The organism is Mesorhizobium sp. M0862, from assembly GCF_040319795.1.
GTDB lineage: Bacteria > Pseudomonadota > Alphaproteobacteria > Rhizobiales > Rhizobiaceae > Mesorhizobium.
This window is the reverse complement of the sequence record NZ_JAMYOJ010000014.1, coordinates 87,653-104,188: the sequence shown is the minus strand read 5'-3', so window position 1 is coordinate 104,188 and position 16,536 is coordinate 87,653. Positions and strand designations below refer to the sequence as shown.

Here is a 16,536-nt window from a genome sequence, read left to right as displayed (position 1 = left end):
GCGCTATGGATTACTGGTGGCTGCAAATGGATTGGGGACGGTGAGCAACAACGACTGGGCGCCCAAACTGGATACACCTGTCTACAGCCCGCCCAAGTCGCGTCGCCGAGGGGTCCTTACCGTCGTTCTGGTGTTGCTGGCGGCTTATGTGCTGCTCGGTCCTGGCCGAAATTATTATGTGCAGTGGTCAGCGGCACAAAAGGGTGCAGCGGCTCTCCAGGCAAAGGATTATGCCGAGGTATTCCGTCAAATGAAGATCATGGCGGACGCTGGCAATGTTGACGCAAAAGGGCAGCTTGGTGCGCTGTACTGGCGCGGGGAGGGCGTGGCTCAGAACGACAGCCAGGCGGTGTATTGGTGGAAGAAATCCGCCGATGGCGGCAATGCGGAAGCCATAGCAGCACTGGGTCAGGCCTACCTTATGGGCAGGGGCGTTGAAAAGGACAGTCGGCTTGCCGAGAGTTTCTCACGAAAGGCCGCCGATAAAGACAACATGAATGGGCAGTACCAGCTCGGCGTGTTGTACTGGCAGGGCCAAGGGGTCGCGCAAAGTTATGAGCAGGCGCTCTATTGGTGGCGCAAGGCGGCCGATCAGGGGAGCGGGGAGGCTGAATATTCTCTCGGCCAAGTCTATTTAAATGGCCAAGGGGTCGAAAGAAACGATCAACTGGCGTTGAAGTTTTCCAGGCAATCAGCCGACAAGGGCAATGCGAACGCTCAGTACGCCCTCGGCGTCCTGTATGCGCAGGGTCGGGGTGTTGCGCAAAGCTTCGAGCAGGCTGCCTCATGGTGGCGCAAGGCGGCTGACCAAGGAAGCCTGGAGGCCGCTTTCTGTCTCGGACGCGCCTACTATCTTAACCAAGGCGTCAAGAAGGATGATCAGGCCGCCATAGTGTGGGTGAAAAAGGCAGCCGATCTGGGTGAGCCGAATGCCCAGGCTTTGCTGGGCACGTTGTACTCGCGGGGCCACGGCGTTGAGCAGGATGACCGCCTTGCGTTCGGGTGGTGGATGAAGGCCGCAACCACCGGTCTGACAGAAGCGCAATACGCGGTGGCGGCCGCTTATGGCCAGGGAAAAGGTACCCCTAGGGACGACGGCCAGGCGTTTGCGTGGATGAGCAAAGCCGCCAATCAGGGCTTTGTGTTCGCCCAGTCGAATCTGGGCGGATATTATTCGATGGGCCAAGGCGTCGAGAAGAGCGCCGGGCAGGCGGTCTATTGGTGGCGCAAGGCCGCGGAAGCGGGGAATGCCGAAGCCGGTGCCAATCTGGCCCGGGCGTATTCGCTGGGCGAAGGCGTGGGACGGGACGATGCGTTGGCCGCGACTTGGGCGCAAAAGGCGTCCGACGGGCGAAACGCCGACGCTCAATATATGCTTGGTATCCTCTACAGCCAGGGCCGCGGCGTTGCGCAAGACAATGATCTGGCCTTCCGATGGTGGATGAAGGCTGCTGTCCAAGGCCATGTGGTAGCGCAGTATAATGTCGGGGTCGTGTATCGGGACGGGCAGGGCGTCGGGAAGGATGAAAGGCAGGCATTCGAGTGGCTGAGCAAGGCTGCCGACAAGGACAATGACCTTGCGCAGTTCGCTCTCGGTGGACTGTATTGGGATGGTCTAGGAGTAACGAAGGACCCCGTTCAGGCGGCAAGGCTCTGGCGCAAAGCCGCCGACCAGAGCAATGCATTCGCGCAGAAAGCGCTCGGCACAGCCTATTCCGAGGGTGTTGGCGTTGCGCAAAGCAGTGCGGATGCGGCGGGCTGGTGGCTCAAGGCGGCGCGGCAGGGAAATGTCGATGCCCAGCTAGCCTTAGCGTATGCCTCGGCCAACGGCGTGGGCATTGCCAGAGACGACAAGGCTGCCGAGTCCTGGTGGCTGGAAGCCGTAAAGGCCGGCAGCGTCGATGCCGAGTTCAGTCTGGGCTCGCTCTACTACCGCGGCGTCGATGGGAAACCAAACTACAAGGAAGCCGCCAAATGGTTCTTCAAGGCGGCAGGCCACGGCAGTTCCGGCGCCAAGACCTATCTCGACCTGATGAAGGAAAACGGCCAGCTCGACAGCAAGATGCTGTGAGCCGAGTGCATAAGCGTCGCCGTCACGCCTTCCGTTTGAGGCGTGACACTCGTATCGCACGATGCGAAGACTCATTTGCCGCTGCATCTCGAGAATCCCATGCCCAACCTCCAGCTCGTCGAAGCCACGATCGCCGACCTGCGCCGGGCGCTGGAGGCCGGCACCGTCACCAGCGTCGAGCTGGTGGGCGCTTATCTCAGGCGCATCGCGCATTACGACCGCCATGGCATCGCGCTCAATGCCGTGCCGGTGCTTAACCCGGCAATGTTCGAGGAGGCGGCGGCGTCCGACCTGCGGCGGCGCAATGGTGCCACCCTCGGGCCGCTCGACGGCATCCCCTACACCGCCAAGGACAGCTATAAGGTGAAGGGCCTGACGGTGGCCGCCGGCTCGCCCGCCTTCGAGCATCTCGTCGCCAACGAGGACGCTTTCACCATTGCCAGGCTGAGGGCCGGTGGTGCTGTGCTGATCGGGCTGACCAACATGCCGCCTATGGCCAATGGCGGCATGCAGCGTGGCGTCTATGGCCGCGCCGAGAGCCCCTACAATGCCGACTATTTGACCGCCGCCTTCGCTTCCGGCTCGTCCAACGGCTCGGGCACGGCCACCGCCGCCAGCTTCGCCGCCTTCGGGCTGGGCGAGGAAACATGGTCTTCCGGCCGCGCGCCGGCGTCCAACAATGCACTTGTCGCCTACACGCCGTCGCGCGGCGTCATTTCGGTCAGGGGCAACTGGCCGCTGGTGCCGACCATGGATGTGGTGGTGCCGCACACGCGCGGCATTGCCGACATGCTGGAGTTGCTGGATGTGATCGTCGCCGACGATGCGGAGACGCGCGGCGATTTCTGGCGTGTGCAGCCTTGGGTGTCGATCGCGAAAAGCGCTGATCTCAGGCCGCCAAGCTACACTACACTCGCGTTGGAGGGCTCATTACAAGGCAAACGCCTCGGCGTGCCGAAAATGTATATCGGCAGGGATAGCGGCGCTGAACGCCCGATCGAGACCCGCGCCTCGGTGCTCGACCTCTGGCGGCAGGCAGCGCGTGACCTGGAAAAGCTCGGCGCGGAGGTGGTCGAGGTCGATTTCCCCGTCGTCTCGAACTATGAGCGCGACCGTCCGGGCACAAAAACCATGGTCGAACGCGGGCTGGTGCCGGAAGCCTTCGCCGAGCGCGAAATCTGGGATCTCTGCCTCTGGGGCTGGGACGATTTCCTGCGCGCCAATGCCGATCCGGCGATCCCCGATCTGGCTGCGGTCGACGGCCCAAAGATTTTCCCGCAGCCGCCGGGCGCGCTGCCGGACCGCTATGGCGACGACGGTTTCGATCTGGCCGACTACGTCACGAGCGCCAAGCAGGGCGTGATGCCATTGCTGGATATCCCAACGCTGGCGGAAGGTCTCAAGGGATTGGAGGCGACGCGGCGCATCGACTTCGAGGACTGGCTGGACGCGAACCGGCTCGACGCCGTCGTGCTGCCGGCGGTCGCCGATGTCGGCCCGGCCGATGCCGACGTCAACGAGACCTCTGCAGCAATCGCCTGGCGCAACGGCACCTGGGTCGCCAACGGCAATCTGGTCTGGCGTCATCTCGGCATCCCGACCGTCACCGTGCCGATGGGAACGATGGCCGATATCGGCATGCCGGTCGGGCTGACCTTTGCGGGCAAGGTCTATGATGATGCGGAGTTGCTGCGGCTCGCCGGCGACTACGAGCGCGCCACCCAACGCCGCACCAGCCCGCCGCGCACGCCGGAATTGCCGGACGATGTCTTTGCGGGGCGGCCTGGTGGATTGCGGGCCAGCGATGCGCCGGCGCCGAGGCTTACGCTTGTTGCCGAGACGATGCGGCGAGGAGACCAGGCCGAGATCGCCGTGACGGTTGAACTCGATGCGGAGACCGCTGGCGTCAAGGTTCACGTCAATGGCGAACCGGTCGCTCTGCGGCGCAGCGGCACAAGCTTTCACGGTCGCATCCTGGTGCCGGCCGGCGAGCACGAAAGAATGCACAGTGTGTGGCGAGGCGCTTACGGGTCGATCGTTACGGCCGTCATGCGGCTGGAGGATGGACGCACGGCTGGTGCTTACGTGGTCGCGGGTGGAATCGGGTGAGGGTACAGGTAATCTCCCCAAGGGGGAGATCAGCAGCTTCGCCGTCTTGACCCTCCCATCGCCCGCGTTATCTTCGCGCCATGCCAAACCTCGCTCCCCTCATCGTCATCGACCTCCAGACCAACATGTTCGACGGCCGCGTCGAGCCGCCGATCCACGATGCGCCTGGCATAGCCGAGCGTACCTGCTCGCTGATCGACTGGGCGCGGCGCGAGGGGCGCAAGGTTGCTTTCGTCAGGCATGACGGGCCGACCGGCGATCCGCTGGCGCCCGGCGAGCCGGGTTGGCCGGTATGGCCGGAACTCGGCCAGGCCAAGGACGAGCCGACATTCTCCAAGACCGTCCGCAACGCCTTCTCGAATGCCGAGCTTGGCGCCTGGGTGGCCGGGCAAGGGGTCGGCGAAGTCGTGCTTGCCGGAGCGCAAACCGATTTCTGCATCGCCGGCACCGTTGAGGGCGCCCTGGCCGAAGGCTTCGGCGTCACTGTCGTTTCCGATGCGCACTCGACGCTGGACACTGAAGGCGAAACCGCGACCGAGATCATCGCCCGGTACAATGCGGACTTCACCGATGCCGGCGTCACGCTGGTGACGACGAAGGCGCTGACCGGCGACTGAAGCACCGCGCTTCGAAGAGTGGGAGACTGCCGTGCCAACCCTGAAATTGCCGGCCGAAGGCGGATGCCGCTGCGGACGTGTGCGGCTAAAGATTTCCGCAAAACCGCTTTTGACCATGGCTTGCCATTGCATCGGCTGCCAGCGCATGTCGGCCAGCGCCTATTCACTGAGCGCCGCCATTCCCTCGGACGGCTTCGAAATCATGCAAGGCGAGCCGGTGATCGGCGGGCTGCACGGCGCCTCGCGTCATTACTTCTGCCCTTATTGCATGAGCTGGATGTTCACGCGCCCCGAAGGGCTCGACTGGTTCGTCAATCTGCGCCCCACCATGCTTGACGAGCCCGGCTGGTTCACGCCGTCATCGAGACATGGACCAGCGAGAAACTGCCCTGGGCGACGACGCCGGCGGTGCATAGTTACGAGGCGCTGCCGGCCTTCGAGGCGTATGAGGGGCTGGTGGCCGAGTTTGCTGAAACTGCGAATCTCCCCCCTTGAGGGGGAGATGGCCAGCAGGCCAGAGGGGGTCGGTGCGACTGGGCTCGACGTCCTTGCTGCAGATGGAAGGTTGGCGCTTCACGCGCGGCGACCCCCTCTGTCGCCTTCGGCGACATTCTCCCCCTCGAGGGGGAGATAAGCCCCGCTAAAAATTTGCATCGAATCGATTGCGCAAACGTTTCGATGGCCCTAAGCTCCCTTAAAATCCGCCATCAGAGCGGACGGGAAACGCAAAAGGGAGGAGCGCTTGCAGGCGCTGATATGTCTTGCCGACAATGGCTGAAGTGGCGCGGCGCGCCGGCGTGTCGGTGTCGACCGTCTCGCATGTCGTCAACAACACGCGCTTCGTTTCGCTGGAAAAGGCGAGGCTGATCAACGACGCCATTGCCGCCATGGGCTACCAGCCCAACGAGCTGGCGCGCTCGCTGAAGGCCTCAACCACCAACAGCGTCGGCCTGGCGATCTCGGCGATCTCCAACCCTTATTTCACCGACATCATCTGCGCGGTCGAGGCCGAATGCGCACGGCTCGGGCTGATGGTCTTCCTGTCGGATACCCAGGAGGATCCCGACCGCGAACTGCAGGTGGTGCGCGCTTTCCATCAGCGCCGCGTCGACGGCGTCATCCTGGCCCCGTCGGGCTCGCCGCAGCGCGCCATCGATTACCTCGCCGACAAGAAGATGCCATGCGTTCTGATCGACCGTTTCGCCGACCAGCGCTTCGACCAGATCGGCGTCGAGAACGAAACGTCGATGCGCGCGCTGATCGACCATGTCGCCTCCTTCGGCCACAAGCGCATCGGCTATATCGCCGGACAGCCCGGCCTGACGACGACGCGCGAGCGCATCGAGGCGTTCCAGGCTTCGCTCGCCGCCAATGGACTTGAGTGCGTGCCGCGCTATCTCTCGGCCGAGAATGTCGACACGGCGGCGGCGACCGCATCCACCCACGCCATCCTGTCGCTGCCGTCGCCACCAACCGCATTGGTCACCGGCAACAACATGACGACGATCGGAGCCGTCCGCGCCATCCGCGAAAAGGGCCTCACCATTCCGGGCGATCTGTCGCTGGCCGGCTTCGACGATTTCGAATGGGCCGATTGTTTCGAACCGCGCCTGACGCTGGTTGCCCAGCCCTGCACCGAGATAGGCAGGCAGGCGGCAGCCCTGCTCAGCGCCCGCATCGCGGCGACCGGTTCAGAGCCACGTTCGGTGCGGCTGCAGGCGACGCTGCGGGCGCGCGCCTCCTGCGGGAGGCCGACCCACACGAGGCTAACATGAGCGCGCCGCTGCTGGTAATGACCGGCGCCGTCAAACGCTTCGGCGGCGTGCAGGCGCTGCGCGGTGTCGACTTCGATCTCAAGGCCGGCGAAATCCATGCGCTGCTCGGCGAAAACGGCGCCGGCAAGTCGACGCTGATGAACCTTTTGTCGGGCGTCTACACGCCGGACGAAGGCACCATCGAGATCGACGGCAAACCCGTGCGTTTCAACAACCCGCGTGAGGCGCAAGCGGCCGGCATCGCCACCATCTTCCAGGAGCTCGACCTGGTGCCGTCGCTGGATGTCGCGGCCAACCTGTTCCTCGGCCGCGAATTGATGCGTCCGGGCGGCTTCCTCGACGTGCCGGCAATGCGCCGCGAGGCCAAGAAGCGGCTGGAAGCCATCGAGATCGCCATCGATCCGTCCGCCATGGTGGCGGACCTGTCGATCGGCCAGCGCCAGGTGGTGGCGATCGTCAAGGCGCTGTCCTATGCCTCCCGCGTGCTGATCATGGACGAGCCGACGGCAGCACTTACCGTCGGCGAAGTCGAGCGGCTGTTCGACATCATGCGCAAGCTCGCCGCCACCGGCGTCGGCATCGTCTACATCTCGCACCGGCTGGAGGAAGTGCCCGGCATTGCCGACCGGGTGACGGTGATGCGCGACGGCCGCGTTGCTGGCATCACCGAGCCGCACGCGCCGCAGGCGGAGCTGGTGCGGCTGCTGGTCGGGCGTCCGCTCGACGAGCTCTATCCCCAACGCGCCAAAGCGGCGGGCAAGCCGCTGCTCAGCCTGAGGAACGCCAGCTTCAAACTCGCCCGCGACAGCGCCGGCTGGCAGGCGCCGCAAGGCGTTTCGCTCGATGTCCACGAAGGCGAGATCGTCGGCCTGGCCGGCATTATGGGGGCCGGGCGCACCGAACTGTTGTCCGCGCTCTACGGCACCGGCCTGTCCGGCCGCTGGGAGGGCGAGGTCGCCATTTCGGGCAAGCCGGTGAAACTGGATTCGATCAGTGCCGCCCGCCACGCCGGCATCGCCTTCGTCACCGACGATCGCAGGGGCTCGGGCCTGATGCTGCGCATGGCGGTCGGCCTCAATCTGGTGATGTCGGTCATATCCAGAATCTCGCCGAACTGGCTGGTCTCGCCGCGCCGCCAGGCCGAGGCGGTGAAGGAATCGTTCGGTCAGTTCGACATCCGGCCGAAGAACCCTGATATCGCCGTCGGCGCGCTGTCCGGCGGCAACCAGCAGAAGGTGGTGCTGGCGAAAGAGATCCTCGGCAATCCGCGCCTGTTGCTTCTCGACGAGCCGACACGCGGCGTCGATGTCGGCGCCAAGGGCGAGATCTACCAGCGGCTCAGGGCACTCGCCGCGCAGGGGCTGGGCATTCTGGTGGCGTCCAGCGAGATGCCGGAGCTGATCGGTCTGTGCGACCGCATCGTGGTGCTGCGCCAGGGGCGCAATGTGGCGGAATTCTTGGGCGGCGTCAACGAGCACACGGTGCTGGCCGCGGCTAACGGCAGGGAGGCCTGATGTCTCAGGACAACAATCCAGTGGCAGCGAGCCCGGTGATGGCGGCGCCTCAAAAGCATCGCGACCCGCTGGCGCTCATCGTGCGCTTCCAGAGCCTGATCGGCCTGGTGCTGGTGGCGATCGGCGGCATCATCTTCTCGCCGCGCCGCCACGGCGAAATCCTGTTCCTCAACCCCGACAACATCGCCAACATCGTGCGCGCCGTGTCGGAGACGGGCATCATCGCCATCGGCATGACCTTCGTCATCATCACCGCCGGCATCGACCTGTCGGTCGGCGCGGTGCTTGGCCTGTCCAGCGTCGTCACCGCATCGATGATGATCTCCGGCGGCTTCGGCCTGATCCCCACCATCCTCGCCGTGCTCGCTTTGGGCATCGTTTTCGGCGCCATCCAGGGCACCATCTCGACGCGTTTCAGGCTGGAGCCGTTCATCGTCACGCTGGCCGGCCTGCAGGCCGCGCGCGGCCTGGCGCTGGTCGTCTCCGGCAACCAGTACATCAACATTTCCTATGGCGAAGGGCCGGGCCTGGCGCCGCCGGTGTTCGCCGTGCTGGGCGAGCGGCTGTTCAACAACACCGTGCCGGTGGCGACGCTTGTGTTCGTCGTCTTTGCCGCGATCGCCACCATCGTGCTCAACACCACGCGCTTCGGCCGCTATGTTTTTGCCGTCGGCGGCAATGAGCGCGCCGCGCGCATATCCGGCGTGCCGGTGTCGATGGTGAAAATCTCGGTCTACGCCATCACCGGCTTTGCCGCCGCCCTTGCCGGCATCGTGCATGCCGGTCAGTTCAATTTCGGCAGCGCCAATGACGGCATGGGCTATGAGCTGACGGCCATCGCCGCCGTGGTCATCGGCGGCACCAGCCTGTTCGGCGGCGCCGGCTCGATGGTCGGCACCGTTGCCGGCACCATCATGCTGGGCGCACTCGCCAACATCCTGCAGCTCAACAACATCACGCCCGCCATGCAACTGCTCGCGACCGCCGCGATCATCGTTTTGGCGGCAGTGCTTCAATCCCTCGTTCGCCGCCGCGAGGGGTTGGGTCGTTAGTGCATGTCGCGCAAAAGTGACATCGGTTTGCGATGACGACATGCACAAACAAACAAGGAGGAGACGGCAACACGTGAACGTCAAACCAAGGTCTGGCCCCCCGGCCGGACGAGGAGGAGAGTGAGTTATGAAAACGACACTAAGAGGATCGACCCTCAAGGCTGTGCTGCTGGCAGGCGCTGGCCTGTGCATTGCAGGCTCCGCTTACGCCGCCGAGCCGCTGGTGAAAGCCTGCGCCAAGGACGGCCAGTTCGTCATCGGCTTTTCGCAGGCCAACAATGCCGAGCCCTACCGCCAGCACGTCAATGACGAGCTGGAGGCGGCGGCCAAGGAAGTGCCCGGCTTCACGCTGCAGATCGCCGACGGCGCCGGCAACGTCAACACGCAGACCTCGCAGGTCGACAATTTCATCACCCAGAAGGTCGACATCCTGCTGATCTCGCCCTTCGAGGCCGCGCCGCTGACGCCGGCGGTGAAGCGCGCCATGGATGCCGGCATCCCGGTCATCGAGCTTGACCGCAAGACGGTCGGCGACCCCGGCAAGGACTACACCGCCTTCATCGGCGGCGACAATTTCAAGATCGCCGAGGAAGCCGGCAAATACACCGCCAAGACGCTGCTGCCCGATGGCGGCGAGGCGGCGGTGCTGCAAGGCCTGCCGAGCTCGACGCCGGCCGTCGAGCGCCTCAACGGCTTCAAGGAAGGCGTGAAAGGCAACCCGAAGGTCCAGATCGTCGCCGAGCAGGCCGCCGACTGGGTGCCGGACAAAGCGCAGGTCGCCTTCGCCGCCATGCTGCAGGCGCACCCCGACATCAAGGTGCTCTACGCCTCCAACGACATGATGGCCGCCGGCGCGCTGCTCGCCGCCAAGGGGGCGGGCAAGGACGTCAAGATCATCGGCACAGACGGCCTGCCGGGCCCGGCTGGCGGCATCGAGGCGGTGGCCAAGGGCGACTGGGTCGCAACCTTCACCTACCCGACGGGCGCCAAGGAAGCGATCGAGATGTCGAAAAAGATCCTGCTCGATTGCGCGACCGAGGTGGACAAGACGGTGACGGTGGAGACCACCGCGATCACGGCCGAGAATGCCAAGCAGCTGATGGGGAAGTGAGGGGGGCGACGCTCAGCACTGAGGTTGAAAGCAAGGCCCCGGGAGGGGCCTTGTTGCGTTGCGGCGAGCTACGGGTGAATGGCCGCTGCCGGCCTTCAGATCAATGCCATCGCTACCCGTAAGCGGACGTTGGTCTGCTTTAAACCGTAAGTTGCGGCTGCGCCGGGGATCGTGATGTTGCCGAATCCGCGCTCGTCGAGATTGCCGGCAGAACGTGATGCGTCGTTAATCACTCAATGTCTGCTGCGATGAACCAATCGTTGATCTCCCGCAATTCCGCACGCGCCTCTTCGAATCTACCCTGTGACCGCAATAGCTTTGCCAGACTATTGGTCGCCTGCAACTCCCAACTCCTAGCGCGCTGCTGCCGCGCAAAGGCAATAGCCTCGCGGAAAGAAGCCTCTGCCGCTCTGTCTCCGACTCCATTTGCAAGTTCGATCTCGCCGCGAATGCGAAGCAAGGCAGCTGTAAAGTAATGCTCGCCAATCTTTTCGGCCTCGCGCAGACCTTTCTCCACGGTCTCTGCCGCTATATCGAATTGTCCAGAGTTAATGAAAGCTTTGGCCAGTAAGCCTAAATAACACGATTTGTCGACTTCCTGATCTTCAAGGTCACTCTCGGTCAATGCCATCATATGGCTTCCCACCAGACTGTCATCGAGGCTTGATGCAGCCAAGCCACCAAAAAAGCGCGCCACCCGTGTCCAGAGATTGAAACCGTTTTCCTGCGCTAATGGCAGAAGTTCATCCGCCAGCCGAGCGATATCCCTGCTCTCTTCGCGGAAGGCGAACAACACACACCCGTTTCCCAAGCAGGCGGCCAAGCGATAGGCGGATTGCTGCCGAACGGTCGCCTCCGCCTCGAGGTAGAGTTTCAGCGCTTGACGGCGATACCCCAGAATATGCAAGGTCCACGAAAGGTAGATCATGGCCATACTCGGAAAGTCGCTGCCGACCTCGTCTGCACTGCCCTTGTGGCTGAGAGCGCGCTCAAGATATTGCCGAGCCTCCGCCAACTCACCCTGACAGAACAGACTCATGCCCTTAAACTGCAGACCTATAACGAGCGCGTTTAGGTAGCCGCCCTCCTCGCCGACTCGAATTAATTCATCACTGGCCGCGAGGGCCTTACCAAACTGGCCCGAGTTGAAATGGGTACCGAAAAGCCCGTCGAGTGCCCTAATCGTCGCCTCCAGTTCGCCAAGCTTCCCGCTCAGCGCTATGGCCCGCTGATACGCGGCACTGCCTTCGCCCGTCACGTAGCCGAGCGCAGCGTACAGAACGTCGCCCAGTTCCAGTTCGAAGCGAAGCAACCTGCGGCTACGATCGTCGGAGTCAGGCAAGAGTTTCGCGGCTTCAAGCCCTTTCCTGAAGATACGCACTGCGTCAACTTTCGCCCAAGTCTTGGCGGCCTTCAGCCCTGCCTGCAGCCAGTAGTCAGCGGCGCGATCGAACAGACCGGCGTCGGCGAAATGCTCAGCGAGCACTTCGGGATAGGCAAAGCCCGCGTTGGGGTCGCGCAGCTCGATGCATTCGGCAATCGATTTGTGAATCTGTTGCGCACGTTCGTGCAGCATCGTGCCTCTAGCGGCCTGCTGGAGCAGCACGTGGGTGAACGAAAAGCCTGCTCCGGCCGTCCCTCGCTCGGCTACGATCAGCCCTGTGCGCATCAGCTCACCAACCGCAGCGCGCAACTCCGCTTCAGGCCAATCACAAATTTCGCGCAGCATGTCGAAATCGAATTCGCGGCCGATCGCCGCCGCGACCTGCGCGACTTCCTTGGCGGTCCCCAGCCTGTCGAGACGGGCAAGCAACGAGAACTGCAGAGAGTTTGGAATGTTGTTCGTGAGTGACAGACGCTTGGGCTGCGATACGTCTAGGCGCAACCCTGTTTCGACCACGCTTCGAGTAAGCTCTTCGATATAGAGCGGGACGCCTTCACCGCGATCGAGCACCGCTGCTACGTCAGCAGCGAGCGCATTCGGACTAATGTCATGGACGATCGCTTCAGCGTCCGCTCGGCTGAGCGCTTCAAGCCTGATATGGTGCCCGTCAGGACCGTCGACCCATGGAACGCTTGCGTTGTTCCTGCTCGACACAAGCAAGAGGGCAGGTGTCGAAGCCAGGCTGGCGACGACTTTGTCGAGAAGGTCGCGCGAGGTCGCATCGGCCCATTGCTCATCCTCGAACAAGATCAGGATCGGGGTAGTTCGCGCCAAATAACTGACCAGATCGATGAATGCTTGCTCGGCAATGTTGCGCTGTCGTTCGGCACTTATCCCTTCAAGCCTGTCCGGCATTGTCGTCGGCATCCCGAGCAGGCCTGAGAAGATCGCCAGCGCGATGTCGCTGGACACCGAGCCTATCGACAATCCGTTGCGGAGCTTTCGAAGCTTTTCTTCCGTTGAGTCACCGTCCTCGATCGTTGCAATCCTCTGCAACTCTGCGAGGAATGGATAAAGGGTGCTGTTCTCAAAGGTCGGAGAACATTGCATGGTCAGTTGCGGAAAGCTGCGCAGACGCTGCTGGATTTCGTTGAGCAACCGGGACTTGCCGATTCCCGACTCCCCCGAGACCAACACGGCATTGCCACGCCTGTCGCGCACGACAGTCTCCCAGTGCTCCATCAGCAGTCGCAATTCGGCGTTGCGGCCGCACAGCTTGGTCATACGCGCCCGCTTTGCAAAGCGGGTCGGCACCATGCGCGCCCTTTGCACCTGCCAAACCTGGACTGGCGCAGCGAATCCCTTCAGCTCATGTTTGCCGAACCCGGTGAAATCAACCGCGCCGCTTGCGGCCTCGAAGGTCGCCGCGTCGACAAGGATCGTATTCGGCTTGGCCAGTACCTGCAGCCGTGCCGCTAGATGCGCGACGTGACCGAAGGCGACGGTGGATACACCGCTCGGTGCGCCGACGAACTCACCCACCACGACTTGGCCGCTCGCGATACCCATCCTCACTTGCAACGGATATCCCTGATTTGCGGAGATGGTGGCCACCGCATCAACGATCTCGAGTGCGGCCAGCACCGCGAACTCGCTGTCGTCCTCACCAGCTGTTGGATAGCCGAAATAGGCCTGAATAGCATCGCCGATGTAACTAGCCGTCACACCCTTGCGGCGCCGGACGACGCTGCTGCAGGTCTCTAGAAAGCTCTCAATCAGGTGTTGGAAATCCTCGGGATCCAGGCGGTCGGCATATTCGGTTGACCCCACCATGTCGCAGAACAGGATGGTGAGATAACGCCGTTCCGCAACAGGTTTCGCCGGACTGCCGGGCAAAATGGGGCTAGCCAATGGAACCGGCGTGGTCACGCTCCGGGACCCTCCTTAGTGCGGCGACCATGTAGCACCCAGTCATGTTATCGCAAATCCCGGTGCTCACCAGTCGCTTTCGATCGCGTCAGGTGGTTCATTGAAGCTCGCCACACTGAACATCGGCGTAGATCAAATGGTCTGCCTCGCTAAATGCCGCTTGGCTCTGGTCGAAGCAGAACCGTTTGGGCACCAAACGAACTAAGGTGCGTCGGTTGCATTCACCGGGCAGATCGATCTGGAAGGTGCGCGGCGACATCGACGGCGCCGGATCGCTCCATTTCTTGTGACCAGCAAACGAAACGTTCTCGATCAACAAGCTGGAGCCGGCTGAACCGACTGGACCGGAGATAGCCTCGAAGCTGATGCCCTTTGCCTGCTCGATGCTTGGATATTCGCCACTTTGCGGCGGATCCCCGTTTGCCGGAATCGTGCCCGCGCTGACTGCCACATTGATCCTGATATCGTCGCGCTCGGGAACACCACCGTAGCTGTTGCGAAAGGTCCAGCTTAAGCGAAGGACACGCGTCCTGACGTCCTCTCCGGGCGGTGGAGGCAAAACCCGAATCTCGGCATCGGCAAGCGAAGAGCCTTCATCCTGCGCTTCTGGCGCCGGGCAGCGCGTGTAGAGTGGGCGGTAGCCACACTCAGGACCGCCGGCTCCCCACAGACAGTCGCTCAGCTTGCGCCAGTCTTCCAAGCTCAATCGAGGCGTTCCTGAGGACAGGTCATTGCCGGACCCCGGCACCATCCAGGGATGGATGCCGCTGCTGCCGATCGCCCAGTCCGTGCGATGTGCTTCTATTCCGGCGTAGACGGTCTGTTCCTCGTGCAGCTCGAGCAATTGGACCCAGGTTGGCGATGTGACCGCCGGTTCGTACCCGACTGCGTCCGCGGCAAAACGGCGGCCGGTGATTTGTGTGGTAAGCGTGTGGCAGCTTGTGCAGTTTCCGGTCGGATCTTCGACCGTCCTGGCTTGGCTAAGTTCATTGGGATAGGTGCCGGTGTAACCGGAGCCGACCACGCGGAACGGCGCGCCCGGCAACCGCGGTCGGCGCGGTAGAAAATCTCCCAGGCTGAAGGCGGTCGATTTGGAATCGCGGGCTGAACGGAAACCGACCCTGCTCTGTTCAATGTGCGGATCTATCACATAGGGGCTTTTGTTGTCATGGCATGCATGGCACGAGATCTGGAACGTCGGGTCATAGATTTTCTCCGCCGCAACCCTTCCGATGTCATCGGAATAGTTGCGCCCGCCTGGCGGAACGAAGGGCTTTGACCAATCGAACTCGCTCCGGTCCTTGCGGCCGTCGAAGAAGATGATTTCTCCGGATTTCCGATTGAACCCGATGGTGCCGAAGACGGAAAATCTCGGATCCGACCGTGTCCAGTAGGAATCGGTGCTGACCTCGTGGCTGATATTGGACTTTCTGCAGAGGAACAGCCATTCCACGTTGCCGCGCACGACCCTTACTGCACGTGAGTTCAGCCCACAGTAGGTTGAGCTGCCAGTTAGCGAAGGCTTGTCGCATCTGGGCAATGTCGCCGTCCATTTCACCACCTCTCCGTTCTCATTGCTGTGCTCGAACTCCAGCGGAGAGCCCGGTTTTGTCGGATTGGGCTTGAGGTCGACGACATTGCCATCAACTTCCAGTGGGATGACCTTCATCTGTGGGCTGCCGCAATCGCCCTCTGGAATAGGACCGAACACCGCCCGCGCTTCATCGCCAGACCTCGTTATGACGTCGGTGCTCTTTGAGGCTGGCGCCCAAAAGATGTCAGGGTTCCATCGCGTAACGGCTTCGGCGAACGCCTTCCCATCGAGTTCAGCGGGAGCGAAAGCGACGCTGCGAGGGCGCAGCGGCTCGAAAGCGGAACTGCGTGGCAATGGTGACGCCGCGCAGTTGCCCGCCTTGCTGCAAATCATGTCGGCCTGATTGGAGCCTTGCTTCTCGCCGGCTCGCGGCGTCGACACGAAAGCTTCATGTCCGATCGTCCCGGACAACAGGAGAAACGCAACGCCGAGGACAGCAGCGATCAGCGCAACAGCACGCATCTCAGCCCACTGGAGCGTGCCAGTGAACCCATGGCCGATCTCTGGGCGTCATCGCTTCTTCGCTGCGACAGAGCCAGCGTCATAGTCAGCGTGGACAGTAAGCGATTGAAATCGCCACATGCCGTCATCGCCCTTTACAACAGACGCGCGGGCATCCGCCGAATAGTCAAGACTCGGTGCCGAAGAGTGGGAGTCCTGCATTGTCACAAGGACTATCGATTTGGTGTTCACCGTCTTGTCGTTAACCACGTCGAACAAGGTGTTGGTCACGAGATGCCGGGTCTGGAGTTTATCGGTTTCCAGTTTCTTAACTATTATTTTCATTTGCACGAGAAGATCATGTGCCGACTCTGGGCCAAGGTCGAGTGTCAGCTCGAGGACACTGCTGCCTGCATCGCAAATCTCATAGTAAGACGATTTAGGTTCCGCAAAGAGGGTGGCGAACGCGGCTGCATTTTTTTCGTCGATCGTCCAGGCGTAGCGGGACAAAAGATCTTGGATTGCCTGACGGTCTTCGGCCGGAGGATTATTATGGACGTTCCAGCCATGAGTAGCCTCCGTTCCACATGAATCAGCCAAAGCAGTGCCGCTGAAAGCAAAACAGAACCCATACGCCAAGGCAAAATACCTCAAAATCGCGCAGACTGTTATTAAGCCTTTCCAACGCTCGCTCATAATGGCCCCCTCGGATGGAGCTTGATGGGAAAGTAGCGGTTCATCTTATACCACGCTAAAAAAGGCGCCAGTGAAAATCGATGTCATTGGAGGCCGGGGATGTCGTATTCCTGAATTTGTGAATTTGTGGTAAGTTGTACTCCCCTGTCTGCAGCAATTTTATTCCTGATTGCCAGATCAGCTGTGGGTGATCCTGGTATGCGTTAGCAAAATAAAAGCTCACGTAGGCGAAACAATAGATTC

The 16,536-nt window shown here is 62.2% G+C and carries 11 protein-coding genes and 1 pseudogene; 8 read left to right on the top strand and 4 right to left on the bottom strand.

Annotated elements, in window-relative coordinates; translation table 11 throughout:
* Positions 1-40: 40 nt before the first annotated feature.
* The 8 genes and pseudogenes from NKI15_RS21280 (at position 41) to NKI15_RS21245 (ending at position 10,249) form a co-directional block, all read left to right on the top strand.
* Positions 41-2,071 (top strand): SEL1-like repeat protein, encoded by a 2,031-nt coding sequence (locus NKI15_RS21280; protein WP_352515050.1) that lies wholly within the window; start codon positions 41-43, stop codon positions 2,069-2,071.
* Positions 2,072-2,170: 99 nt separating this feature from the next.
* A complete protein-coding gene (locus tag NKI15_RS21275) occupies positions 2,171-4,180 on the top strand; it encodes an amidase (protein WP_352515052.1) in 2,010 nt (669 codons plus the stop codon).
* Between the two features lie 80 nt (positions 4,181-4,260).
* A complete protein-coding gene (locus tag NKI15_RS21270) occupies positions 4,261-4,797 on the top strand; it encodes an isochorismatase family protein (protein WP_352886866.1) in 537 nt (178 codons plus the stop codon).
* 31 nt (positions 4,798-4,828) lie between these two features.
* Positions 4,829-5,292, top strand: a pseudogene (locus NKI15_RS21265) (GFA family protein).
* Between the two features lie 266 nt (positions 5,293-5,558).
* Positions 5,559-6,572 carry a LacI family DNA-binding transcriptional regulator gene (locus NKI15_RS21260; protein WP_023814831.1) on the top strand — a complete coding sequence of 338 codons (1,014 nt, stop codon included), beginning with the start codon at positions 5,559-5,561 and terminating at the stop codon, positions 6,570-6,572.
* Entirely contained in the window at positions 6,569-8,086 is a 1,518-nt protein-coding gene (locus tag NKI15_RS21255; RefSeq protein ID WP_023747807.1) for a sugar ABC transporter ATP-binding protein, read from the top strand. Before NKI15_RS21260 ends, NKI15_RS21255 begins: the two co-directional genes overlap by 4 nt.
* Positions 8,086-9,138, top strand: a complete 1,053-nt coding sequence (locus NKI15_RS21250; RefSeq protein ID WP_023705098.1) for an ABC transporter permease — start codon at positions 8,086-8,088, stop codon at positions 9,136-9,138. The genes NKI15_RS21255 and NKI15_RS21250 overlap by 1 nt, the downstream gene beginning before the upstream one ends.
* A 127-nt stretch (positions 9,139-9,265) precedes the next feature.
* Positions 9,266-10,249 (top strand): substrate-binding domain-containing protein, encoded by a 984-nt coding sequence (locus NKI15_RS21245; RefSeq protein WP_023689831.1) that lies wholly within the window; start codon positions 9,266-9,268, stop codon positions 10,247-10,249.
* Between the two features lie 95 nt (positions 10,250-10,344).
* Here NKI15_RS21245 and NKI15_RS21240 read toward each other — a convergent pair whose 3' ends face one another.
* The 4 genes from NKI15_RS21240 to NKI15_RS21225 form a co-directional block, all read right to left on the bottom strand.
* Positions 10,345-10,482 (bottom strand): hypothetical protein, encoded by a 138-nt coding sequence (locus NKI15_RS21240; RefSeq protein ID WP_155921578.1) that lies wholly within the window; start codon positions 10,480-10,482, stop codon positions 10,345-10,347.
* Positions 10,479-13,562, bottom strand: coding sequence for an ATP-binding protein (locus NKI15_RS21235; RefSeq protein ID WP_156932412.1), 3,084 nt, complete (start codon positions 13,560-13,562; stop codon positions 10,479-10,481). Before NKI15_RS21235 ends, NKI15_RS21240 begins: the two co-directional genes overlap by 4 nt.
* Positions 13,563-13,659: 97 nt before the next feature.
* Positions 13,660-15,618, bottom strand: coding sequence for a hypothetical protein (locus NKI15_RS21230; protein WP_352886863.1), 1,959 nt, complete (start codon positions 15,616-15,618; stop codon positions 13,660-13,662).
* 48 nt (positions 15,619-15,666) lie between these two features.
* Positions 15,667-16,293 carry a nuclear transport factor 2 family protein gene (locus NKI15_RS21225; RefSeq protein WP_023747804.1) on the bottom strand — a complete coding sequence of 209 codons (627 nt, stop codon included), beginning with the start codon at positions 16,291-16,293 and terminating at the stop codon, positions 15,667-15,669.
* Between the last annotated feature and the right edge of the window lie 243 nt (positions 16,294-16,536).